General features: G+C 36.9%; 8 protein-coding genes and 5 tRNA genes. 2 read left to right on the top strand and 11 right to left on the bottom strand.

Features of this window, described 5'->3' with window-relative positions; all coding sequences use genetic code 11:
* From Q4Q55_RS03360 to Q4Q55_RS03320, 9 genes are all read right to left on the bottom strand, one after another.
* Positions 1 to 2,966 (bottom strand): DNA-directed RNA polymerase subunit A' (locus Q4Q55_RS03360; RefSeq protein ID WP_303371404.1); only part of this gene is annotated, 2,966 nt, incomplete at its 3' end.
* A gap of 25 nt (positions 2,967 to 2,991) precedes the next feature.
* Entirely contained in the window at positions 2,992 to 4,797 is a 1,806-nt protein-coding gene (gene rpoB, locus Q4Q55_RS03355) for a DNA-directed RNA polymerase subunit B (protein ID WP_303371403.1), read from the bottom strand.
* A 19-nt stretch (positions 4,798 to 4,816) separates the two neighbouring features.
* Positions 4,817 to 6,361, bottom strand: coding sequence for a DNA-directed RNA polymerase subunit B'' (locus Q4Q55_RS03350; RefSeq protein ID WP_303371402.1), 1,545 nt, complete (start codon positions 6,359 to 6,361; stop codon positions 4,817 to 4,819).
* Positions 6,362 to 6,587: 226 nt separating this feature from the next.
* Positions 6,588 to 6,821: a DNA-directed RNA polymerase subunit H gene (locus Q4Q55_RS03345; protein WP_303371406.1), complete on the bottom strand. Its 234-nt coding sequence runs from the start codon at positions 6,819 to 6,821 to the stop codon at positions 6,588 to 6,590.
* Between the two features lie 44 nt (positions 6,822 to 6,865).
* Positions 6,866 to 6,939 (bottom strand) — tRNA-Lys (locus Q4Q55_RS03340).
* A gap of 32 nt (positions 6,940 to 6,971) precedes the next feature.
* Positions 6,972 to 7,043: transfer RNA gene (locus Q4Q55_RS03335), tRNA-Asp, on the bottom strand.
* A 132-nt stretch (positions 7,044 to 7,175) separates the two neighbouring features.
* A tRNA-Tyr gene (locus tag Q4Q55_RS03330) sits at positions 7,176 to 7,249 on the bottom strand.
* Positions 7,250 to 7,253: 4 nt separating this feature from the next.
* Positions 7,254 to 7,328 (bottom strand) — tRNA-Pro (locus Q4Q55_RS03325).
* 115 nt (positions 7,329 to 7,443) lie between these two features.
* A tRNA-Thr gene (locus tag Q4Q55_RS03320) sits at positions 7,444 to 7,517 on the bottom strand.
* A 116-nt stretch (positions 7,518 to 7,633) separates the two neighbouring features.
* Here Q4Q55_RS03320 and thiM point away from each other — a divergent pair.
* Both thiM and thiE read left to right on the top strand, forming a co-directional pair.
* Complete coding sequence (gene thiM, locus Q4Q55_RS03315; protein WP_303371401.1) at positions 7,634 to 8,500, top strand: hydroxyethylthiazole kinase; 867 nt, start codon at positions 7,634 to 7,636, stop codon at positions 8,498 to 8,500.
* The gene (gene thiE / locus Q4Q55_RS03310; RefSeq protein ID WP_303371400.1) at positions 8,497 to 9,117 is read left to right on the top strand and encodes a thiamine phosphate synthase; all 621 of its coding nucleotides are present in this window, start codon (positions 8,497 to 8,499) and stop codon (positions 9,115 to 9,117) included. Before thiM ends, thiE begins: the two co-directional genes overlap by 4 nt.
* Before the next feature lie 239 nt (positions 9,118 to 9,356).
* Here thiE and Q4Q55_RS03305 read toward each other — a convergent pair whose 3' ends face one another.
* On the bottom strand, positions 9,357 to 10,571 hold the full coding sequence (locus Q4Q55_RS03305) for a phosphoglycerate kinase (RefSeq protein WP_303371399.1): 1,215 nt from the start codon (positions 10,569 to 10,571) through the stop codon (positions 9,357 to 9,359).
* A 21-nt stretch (positions 10,572 to 10,592) separates the two neighbouring features.
* The gene (gene tpiA, locus Q4Q55_RS03300; protein WP_303371398.1) at positions 10,593 to 11,261 is read right to left on the bottom strand and encodes a triose-phosphate isomerase; all 669 of its coding nucleotides are present in this window, start codon (positions 11,259 to 11,261) and stop codon (positions 10,593 to 10,595) included.
* Positions 11,262 to 11,273: the final 12 nt, after the last annotated feature.

The following is an 11,273-nucleotide window of genomic DNA, read 5'->3' as shown; positions in this document are numbered from 1 at the left end:
GGGTCAAGACCGGATTTATAACTTGAATGTACAAATCCTTTAGCTTTTGCCCCTAACTCACCTTTCTTGAAGTGAGGCAAGGTTCTGTTCAAGTATCCTCTTTCGATACGTCCACCCCTAACCGCCTGTTGACCTACACAAGCAGTAATCTGAGTAAGGTTCAGCATGGATGCCCTTGCACCAGTACGTGCCATTACTACAGAGTGGTTTTCTACAGCCATCACATGTTCATATGAATCATCGTCGGATTGCTTACCCATAGTAAGGTAGTTTTCTGCAATTTGACCGGACATGTCCCTAGCTTCCCCGAGAACCTGCATGATTTTCATCTCTAAAGTCTCTTCTAGGCTTCTACCAGGCAAAGCTTGGAGATATCCTTCTTCATATGACTCTACAAGTTTATCTACTTCAGCCATTTTATTATCCAAGTGCTCGTTAATACGGTCTTGAGCTTCGGTAGGAATTTCCTCATCATTCAATGATGTGGTAATTCCGGTTTTCATAATTCCACAGATTGCAAGGTCAGTGGAACGGTCTAAGAATTCTTTTGCTCTTCCAGGACCATATTCCTTAACAATTTTGTCCAAGATTTTACCTGAAAATGATCCGTATGCGGATTCATCAATAACCCCCTGAGTCAAAATACCGTTTTTAATGACAACGGTAGCATCTTCGGCAGGGTATACGACAGGACATTTTGAAATCTCGGCACTGTATGATAAGTTCAAGTCATTAGGTAGTAATAATGAGAACAGTTCTTTACCTGTCCATTTCTCACCTTTATCCTTATAGATAAATGAATCTTCACTGAAATCAGGGTCATATTTTAAGATCCACTGATTTGATTTGAATTCAGGTATTTTCAAGTGAGATTTACGGATAATCTGTAAAGCTTCTTCTTCTGTGAATTCAACACCATCCCTGGTTAAAAGGTAAGCTCCAGAAATGTGGTCGTGAATTGCACCAATAATAGGTCCACCGAACCTTGGAGAGAGAATGTGTTCCTGTACACGCATCAGGGACTTGGCCTCAGCACGGGATTCGTCAGTCTGGAATACGTGCATGTTCATTTCGTCTCCGTCAAAGTCTGCATTGTATGGCGGACATACGCATAAGTTTAATCTGAAAGTTTTGTATGGAAGTACCCTTACTTCGTGTGCCATCATACTCATTCTGTGAAGGGATGGCTGACGGTTGAATAAAACCATATCTCCATCTTTCAGGTGTCTTTCAATAATGAAACCAGGTTCCAGTTGTTCAAGTATTAACTCTTTGGTTTCTTCTGTACGTACTCTGATTTTTCTTCCGTCGTTTCTGATTACGTAGTTGGCACCAGGGTGTATGTCAGGACCGTTCTGGATGTATTTTTTCATCTCTTCAATGTTCCATTCATTTACATAAACAGGCACGGTTACTTCTTTTGCAATCATTTCAGGAACACCGACCTCATTGATACTGATGTTTGGGTCTGGTGAAATTACAGTACGTGCTGAGAAGTTTACACGTTTACCGGAAAGGTTTGATCTGAATCTTCCTTCTTTTCCTTTTAACCTTTGAGTTAAGGTTTTGAGTGGTCTGCCTGACCTGTGTCTTGCAGGAGGAACACCACTTGCTTCATTATCAAAGTAAGTTGTAACGTGATATTGTAATAATTCCCATAAGTCCTCAACAATTAGTTGTGGAGCTCCAGCTTCCATATTCTCAAGTAAACGTTGATTGATACGTAGGATGTCCACAAGCTTGTGGGTCAAGTCGTCTTCTGACCTTTCACCGGTATCCAATGTAATTGACGGTCTTACGGTTACAGGAGGAACAGGCAATACTGTTAGCACTAACCATTCAGGTCTTGCAACTTCAGGGTTTACACCTAAAACAAATGAGTCTTCATCAGAGATGTTTTCAAGTCTTTCCCTTACTTCAGATGCGGTCAATTTATAATCGCCTTGGCGAATGGTAACCGGCTTGTCCAAAAGAATAGGTTCCTGAACTAAGTCCTGTAAGTAAGCTTTCACGAAATCTTTAGTGCGTTTTTTAATCTCTTTTTCAATTTTTGATTCGGATTTTTCCTCGAATTCAGCGATGATATTTGCTTTATCATTTTCCAAATCAGAAATTGCATCTTCATCAAGCTCTTCGTCAGGGTTTTCATCAGCTGCATTTTGAAGCTTCTCGATTTTGTTATCTATCTTTTGAATCTTTTTCTCGTATTCATCTTCTATATCTGCAACTACTTTATCATGAATCTTTTTAAGTTCATCGGAATTTTTAGCTTCAATTATACTGTAGCTTGCTTCAATGTCATCTAAAGATTGGTTTTTCTTACAATGAGGACAAAGCAATTTAGGGTCAATGTATTTGAATTGAGGTTTTTCCTCGGTTTCGAACCTTTCCATGTATGCTTCTGCATAGAGCTGGTCCAGGATGTTTAATAATATATCTTCCCTATCTGCAGCATCATAATCATCATTTTCTTCAGGATATACTTCATCCATGATCTTTTTAACTATTTCTTCCTGTTTGGCATCTGTCATTTCGACTTTTTTGGTTTCAGTCTGTAACTTTTTCAAAATGTCGGATATGCTTTCCCTGTTTTCCATCGCTTCAGAGATTTTATTGCTATAATCATCAATGACATCCTGAGGCAAGAGAATACGGCCGCAGCTATTACATGTTGAACGTAAAATTTTATGGATTACATCACCAAAACCAATGTGAATAACAGGTCTTGCAAGTTCAATACTTCCGAAGTGACCTTGACAGTCCCCACCTCTGAAACCGCAAGTTCTACAAACTAAACTTGGGTCAATAACACCTAAACGAGGATCCATTAAACCTTTTTCAATAGGAAAACCATCATCCTCATAGGTATCTGGAGTTTCAACAGTAACAACAGACATTTCACGAATGTCATCAGGAGACATTAGCCCAAAATTTATTTGCTCAATTTTTTTGATAAATCCTTTCATGTGTTGGCTCCTTATATCGATTTAATTATGCTTTGTCTCCTAAAACTAATTTAGGGAAAATACATAAACTCTTAAGTTCGTCTAATAATAATTTAAATGCATATGAAATTTCAACCGGATATGTTTCCACATCTCCACAGATAGGACAGTATTTCTTATTTTTATTTTTATCGAATACTGCTAGCATACCACAGTTTTCACAGACAATAGCTTCATATTTGTCTGATTCATCTAAAAGTCTTTCTTTTAAGGTTAATGCTGCACCATGTGCAATAAGACAATCTCTTTCCATTTCTCCAAATCTTAAACCACCTTCACGTGCCCTACCTTCTGTAGGTTGACGTGTAAGTACTTGCACTGGACCTCTGGAACGAGCGTAAACTTTATCAGTAGTCATGTGGTGTAATTTTTGATAGTAAGCTACTCCCACAAATATTTCAGCATCCAATCTTTCACCGGTCACTCCACTGTATAATGATTCACATCCTGCAGATTCAAATCCGTTGTTGATAAGCTGCTGTTTGATTTCGTCTTCAAGAGTTTGATTGAATGGAGTTGCATCAACCCTTTGGCCTTCAAGACAGCCCGCTTTACCGGCAACCATCTCAAGCACTTGTCCAATAGACATCCTTGAAGGAATAGCGTGAGGGTTAACTATTAAATCAGGTACGACACCGAATTCTGTGAATGGAATGTCTTCAGGGGATAAAATCAAACCGACAACCCCTTTCTGACCGTGTCTTGATGCGAATTTATCTCCGAATTCAGGTTGCCTTGTATCCCTTACTCTAATTTTTGCCAATCTTGAACCTTCAACAGTCTCGGATAAAAGAACTGCATCGACAATACCTTTTTCACCATGTCTTACAGTTACGGAAGTCTCTCTTCTTCTATCAGCAACAGTGCCGAAGTCCTCTTCCAAGAATCTTGGTGGTGAAGTTTTACCTATCAATACATCTCCGGATTTAACCACAGATTCTGGGTTGACTACACCATCGTCATCCAGGTTTCTGTAAGCTTCCTCGGATCTGTATCCTTTGATATTTTTATCAGGCACTTCAAATTTATCGACTTGTCCACCAGCATATCTTTTTTCTGAAGTATCATAAGCTCTGAAGAAAGAAGATCTTGCTAAACCTCGTTCCAAAGCTCCTTTGTTGATAACCATTGCGTCTTCCATGTTGTATCCTTCATAAGACATTAAAGCCACAACAAAGTTTTGACCGGATGGTCTTAAATCATAATTAGTTGAATCAATAATACGTGTTTTTACGATAGGAGTTTGCGGATGATGTAATAAGTGTGCTCTGGTATCAGTACGTAATGCATAGTTGGATACATATAAACCTAAAGCCTGTTTTGTCATTCCCGCTTCCATTGTGTTCCTTGGAGAGGAGTTGTGATCAGAGAATGGAATAATTCCGGCACAAATTCCTAGCATTGTAGCCGGGTCAATTTCTAAGTGAGTGTGTTCTTCGTTCAACTCAGCTAAAGACATTGCAATGTAGGAGTTTTCTTCCTCTTCAGCATCCAAGTATTCTATGAGACCGTTGTCTATCAAATCATCCCATTTTAATTTTCCATTAGCGATTTTATTTAAATGATCATCCTTGAGGAGAGGCACACCCTCTTTAACAATAATTAATGGTCTTCTTGCTCTTCCTGGATCATTAAATATATAAATTTCATTGTTATCTTCATAATAAGTAATGTTCATCTCATGAGAGATTTCACCGTTTCTTCTTTTTTCTCTCATCTCTTGAGTAAACTCAACCGGATTTTCACAAGCCCCGAGAAGTTCACCATTTATGTAAATTTTACACTTTTGCAAAAAATTCCCTCCTAATAGCTTATTCGATTAATACATCCATATTTTCAATAACATCTATAATTTCTTGTTCATCAGAACCTTCAGAAATATTACACATTAAAGCTAAATTCTTTACCAAACCACAGTTAGGTCCCTCAGGAGTTTCGTTTGGACATATCTTTCCAAATTGAGTTGGATGTAAATCTCTTGCTTCAAAGTGAGGTTGACTTCTGGTTAACGGAGATACAACACGTCTTAAGTGAGATAATGTACCCATGTAACTAGTTCTGTCCAATAACTGACTAACACCAGCTCTTCCACCTACCCAATTTCCGGTAGCAATAGCGTGTTTAATATTTTCAGTTAAAACATCACTACGAACAGCCTGCTTAATTGAAAGTTCTTTACCACGAGAAAGGCTTCTTTCAAGTTGATAACTCATATCTCTGGTTAAATTAGTGAAAGCAACTCTGAACAAGTCTTCCATTAAATCACCAGAAACTCTAAGTCTTTTATTAGTATAATGGTCCTTATCGTGAGGTTCTCTTTTTTGTTCAATAACTTCCAATAACATTTCAGTCATTTCAGCCAAGTAAATCGCTTTATCATAACATCTTTCTTGTTCAGTACCCATATGAGGCAACAGATAACGATTTATAACATCGGTTGCACGTTTTGTACGATAATCGCTAGGCATGTTTTTAGCTACCCTATTACCTATGTATCTAATAGCAGCATTCTGCATGTATTCCCTTCTTTCTTCAAGGGACATGCCGTCCATTTCATTTTGGTCCAGTTTTAAAGCTTCAAGTGAAACTTGAATATCGTCTGCAATCATCATCTGGAAGTTATTGTCATCAGAGATTGCTGTAATGATTTCTTCATCAGTAGCCAATCCAAGAGCTCTTAAAAGGATAACTAATGGAATTTCTCCTGGAAGATATGGGAAGGAAATTCTTAAAAATACTCCATTTTTACGTGGTTTTTTGTATTCCAATGTAATTCTAGCTCTAAAACCACTTTTGATTGAAGTAACAACAGCTTTTGCATGTCTGTCTTCTACTTCATCCAAACGTTCAAGGATGATTTTGTTTGGAGCGATTTCTTCCATTGTGACAACAGCCCTTTCTGAACCGTTTACAATAAAGTAACCTCCTAAATCTTGAGGATCCTCATGTTTTTCAATTAATTCTTCAGCAGTAAGGCCATTGAGGTGGCAAATATCTGATTTAAGCATTACTGGCAATTCACCAATATATACTTCCTCTAAAGGATTGTCTTCCCCTTCTTCATTTAATGCCATTTCAAGGTACATATCTGCAGAATAATTTAAATTTCTAAGTCTTGCTTCAGTTGGATCAATGATACTGCTTGATCCGTCTGCTTCTTTATTAGATGGTTTTTCAATACGTACTTTACCAGTTTTTAAAGTGTATTTTCCATCATCTAATGTAATAGGTTCAGTAATATCAATGATATTTTGAATCCTATTATTTACAAAGTCATTATATGATTTAATATGGTGATCTACTAAATCATATTTATCGAAAAATGCATCAACTAATTTCCAATTATTCTCTGTCATGGACTTCCTCCAGCATTTACGTAAACGCTATATAAAAATAATAAACTAAATAAAAGTAAATAATAAAACTAATTCATTTAATCATTATTCTTAATTTACTCATAACTATCTCCTATAAGATAATTCCTCTCAAACTAAGTTAAATTTATTATATGAATTTCTAAAAAACAAAAAAACACAGAAATTATACTATATTAAATTTCACTACTCTAAAATTATATTTGAATTAACCTTCTACTATTCTATAAGTGATAAATACACCAGCTGTTTGACTTTCACGGGTAATTCTCAAAACATCGCCCGCTTTTGCTTCAATGGCTTTAACAACCGGGTCATCAGATCTTATTTTAGGAAGGTCTTTAAAATCATACTCAACATCACCAAATTCCTCAGCAATTTCTTCTTCGGTCATGATTTCGTGTGTTGGTACAAGTTTATGGTCTTGAATATCAATTTTCAAATTATTTTCCTCCAAATAGAAAAGTTAAAATATAAAATTAGAAACAGGCCTGACGGGAATTGAACCCGCGGCCGCTTGGTTAAAAGCCAAGCGCTCTGCCAGACTGAGCTACAGGCCTATGAGATATATGTTATCATTTAGTATTCGAAGCGCCCTGGCCGGGATTTGAACCCGAGTCGCGGGCTCGACAGGCCCACATGATAGCCCCTACACCACCAGGGCAAGAAATACTTAAATAATATCATGTAATAATACACTATCAATTACTATATTAGTCATCATATATAAACATTTCGGAAAATTACAATATTTTCCAAAAAATAACCTATGACAATAAATAAATAATTTCTAGAATCCCGCCTGCCGGACTTGAACCAGCAACATTTGGATCTACAGTCCAACGCTCTGCCAAATTGAGCTAAGGCGGGACAATGGGTCCGCCCGGATTTGAACCGGAGTCTCAGGCTCCCAAAGCCCAAAGGATCGACCAAGCTACCCTACGGACCCACACATAAATATGTATGAGATAGCATACTAATAATAATTTATGCATTCTATTATATAAATGTTACTATATTTTGAAAAAAATACTGAAAAATCAAAATAGAAACATGAATTAAAAAGCCCCGGACGGGAATTGAACCCGCGACCACGAGATTACAAGTCTCGCGCTCTACCAGACTGAGCCACCGAGGCTTAGCTCCATATTATAGAACAATGTAATTTATGTTATAAGTACTTTAAATACTTTACTATAAACTAAGCAAAATATATTAAAAATATAAATATGAGATAATTTATAATTAATAATCATGATAAATAGCAAAAAAGAATTACTGGAAAGAATTGATGAAACATACACACAAATCAAAGAAAAAAATCCATTAACACACTGCATAACAAATTCAGTTACAATCAACGATTGTGCAAACGCAGTTCTAGCAATTGGAGGGTCACCATTCATGGCTGAAGACGCAGAAGAACTTGAAGAAGTGGTAACAATAGCTGACGCTTTAGTAATAAACATCGGTAAATTAAGCAAAGAACAAATCAATTCCATGAATATAAGTGCCGAAGTTGCAAACAAAACCAATACACCAATAATATTAGACCCAGTAGGAGTCGGAGTTACAGCTCTTAGAAACGAAACAACATTAAATCTCCTAAACAATTACAAAATAACCGCGATAAGAGGAAACATAAGTGAAATAAAAGCAATAGCAAAACTGACTGGAGTTATCGATGAAAATAACATCGCAAAAGGTGTTGACGTAAATGTTGATGACATAATTAACGAAGAAAACTTAAAAGCTAACGGTGAAATCATAAAAGAACTTGCAAACAACTTAGATACAACAATTCTTGCAAGCGGTCCGATTGACATATTAAGTGACGGGAAAACAACCGTGGCAATCGATAACGGAGATGACATGATGCCATTGATTACCGGAAGCGGTTGTATGCTATCTTCAATTGTTGGCAGCTGCATCGGAGGATCAACACCTTTTGAAGGAGCATTAGTTGCAATTTTAGCAATGGATATTGCCGGTGAAAAGGCAAGAGCAAAAGTGGAAGATAATGATGAAGGAACCGGTTCATTCAGAGCCTATTTAATAGATTACCTTTACAAAACCAACACTGAAAGTTTGGTTAACGAATCAAATATCATGATATTATGAACAGCATAGACCTATCCCTCTATCTTGTCACAGACAACAGCGACAATGTGGAGAAATTCCTAAACACAATTGAAGAGGCAATAAAAGGTGGAGTCACTGTAGTTCAGATTAGAGAAAAAACAGCAGATACACTTGATTTTTATAATTTGGCCTTGAAAGTTAAAGAAATAACAGCAAAATACAATGTGCCACTGATTATTAACGACAGGGTTGATATAGCACTTGCCATTGACGCAGATGGAGTGCATGTTGGGCAATCAGACATGCCTTGTGATGTCACAAGAAAATTAATCGGTCAAAATAAGATATTGGGCGTTTCGGCAGCCACAATTAATGAAGCAAAAAAGGCTGAAAGCGATGGTGCTGATTATATCGGAACTGGAGCAGTATTTCCAACAGCCACCAAGGATGATGCACCTTCAGTTACAAAAGAGGAATTAATTCAAATTGTTGACAGCATTGATATTCCTGTTGTGGCTATTGGAGGAATCAATTTGGATAATGCAAATCAGCTGACAGACACAGGAATAGCAGGACTGTCTGTTGTAAGCGCAATAATGAGTTCCGACAATCCTAAAAAATCATCAGAAGAGCTATTAAATATCTTTAATAGCTAATTTTTATTTTAAAATACTTTTGCAATCAGAATTTAGAGCAATAATTAACTCTTTCAATGCGAAAAATAGCCAAAATATGCAAAATTAGAATTTCATTTGATGAAATGAAAATAGAAATAAAATTAAAATAAAATTATTCTCCATTATTTTATTAAATCAAGGATAAGGCAATTCTTGAAAGTGAAATTAGCTAAATTCTCCATATATCACTTAAAAAAAAAGAATAAAAGTAAAAAAAATTATTTTTTACTGTTTTTTAAAGCTTCCACTGCAGCAAGCTCTTTACCGGCCAGCATGCTAATGCAAGCACCACCACCACTGCTCAAATGACTCATCTGATCTTCCAATCCAAGTCCTGCAGTAGCAGCCGCAATATGTCCTCCACCAATTAATGAGAATCCTTCAGACTTTGCCATCGCATTAATCAAATCTTCAGTGCCCATAGCGAATTTAGGATCTTCAAATACTCCCGCAGGCCCATTTGCAAAGATTGTTTGGGCATCCCTGATTTCCTTTGCATAAAATGCTATGGTCTTTACACCAATATCAAAAATAGCTTCATTAGGAATTTCGCCAGAATCAACGTCTACTCTTTCACCATCAATTTCACAGGCAACATCAATAGGATATTTTACCTTGTCCCCAAATCTCTCAATCAATTCTTTGGATTTTTCAACCATATCTTCATAACCCTTACTTACAATGAAATCTCTGTTGACCTGACCTATATCAGCACCGGAAGCCCACAATACAATATTACCAACAATACCTGTTGTCAAAATAGAATCTGCAGTGCCGTTGCTCAATACATTTTCCATAACATCAATAGAATCATCCGGTTTCATCCCTCCAAGCAGGAATACGCAAGGATGAACCACATTGTCCAAAGCATCCTGAATTACAGTTAATTCCTTTTCCATTACCCTGCCTGCCGCAGAAGGAGTGTTGACAGTGAATCCTACTAATGAAGCTTGGGACCTGTGAGCTGCTGCAAAAGCATCATTGACAAAATAGTCAATCAGAGGAGATAAATGTCTCACGAGCAAAGTCTTTGATTGCTCTTCAGGAGTTCTTGAAAGAGTTTCCTCTGAAAAGAAACGAACATTTTCAAGCAAAAGAATTTCATGAGGTTTTAAACCATTAATAGCTTCTTTAGCAGAACCTGAAAATAATGAGTCAACATATTTTACTTTCAAATTCAAAATATCGGATAACGCTTCGGCATGCTGAGATAAAGTTGTGAAATCCTTTTTACCCGGACGGCTTTGGTGAGCTAGAAGCACAACCTTAGCCCCTTTATTAGACAATTCCTTAACAGTTTGAGCATGCAATTTCAATCTTGTATCATCCAAAATGATTCCGGAACTTGGATCCACAGGAGAGTTAATGTCAATTCTAACAAGCACAGTTTTATCTTCAACGTCAAAATCATCAATTGTATTAAATTCAGCCATTTATCTCACTCAATAATATTGTTATAATTTACTTACCAAATCAAGCAAAGCGTTCTTTGGACTTTCAGCTTTAATGATTCCTGATGCAAGCAATACCCCGTCAGCACCCAAATCCATTGCTGCCTTCATATCATCACCAGTAGTTATTCCCGCACCACATAAAACTTTAACATCTTTGTTGATAGCTTTAACTTCTTTTACACTGTCTTCAACAACTTCCGGCTGTGCTTGGGAAACTGGAATGCCTGTACCAATCAATTCTGGAGGTTCAACAGCCACAGCAGTTGGAGCAAGAGCAGCTATTGCCTTTGAAGTTTCAATATTATTAGTGCAAACACAAGACTCTATTTCATTGGCATTGCACATTTTTATGACTTCATCAATATCCGCCAACTTCATCCTATTTTCAGAATGATTAATTAATGAACCACTAATTCCAGATTCTATTAAAGTATCAATCAAATTGGATCCAGTGTGTCCGCCTGGAGAAATCGGATCAATATGTTGTGCAAAAATCGGAAGAGAAGTTTCTTCGCTGATTCTGTAAATATCGGCAGCTTGAGGGGCTGCAACCATAGTAATTCCAGATTCATTAGAAGCACTTTCAAGGTCATGTGCCAAATCCAATGCCTTTGTTCCACTTGATTCCAAATATGTTTTATAATTTAATATTACAATTGGTGTATCCATAATATCGCCTGC

Origin of the sequence: Methanobrevibacter sp., from assembly GCF_030539555.1 — an archaeon.
Taxonomy (GTDB): domain Archaea; phylum Methanobacteriota; class Methanobacteria; order Methanobacteriales; family Methanobacteriaceae; genus Methanocatella.
The sequence above is the reverse complement of the archived record's forward strand: the minus strand, read 5'-3'. Positions and strand labels throughout refer to the sequence as shown.

Excerpts from the sequence above, each read along its gene's own strand:
- Q4Q55_RS03350 (WP_303371402.1), bottom strand. The coding sequence starts at position 6,361 with ATGACAGAGAATAATTGGAAATTAGTTGATGCATTTTTCGATAAATAT.
- thiM (WP_303371401.1), top strand. The coding sequence starts at position 7,634 with ATGATAAATAGCAAAAAAGAATTACTGGAAAGAATTGATGAAACATAC.
- thiE (WP_303371400.1), top strand. The coding sequence starts at position 8,497 with ATGAACAGCATAGACCTATCCCTCTATCTTGTCACAGACAACAGCGAC.
- Q4Q55_RS03305 (WP_303371399.1), bottom strand. The coding sequence starts at position 10,571 with ATGGCTGAATTTAATACAATTGATGATTTTGACGTTGAAGATAAAACT.
- tpiA (WP_303371398.1), bottom strand. The coding sequence starts at position 11,261 with ATGGATACACCAATTGTAATATTAAATTATAAAACATATTTGGAATCA.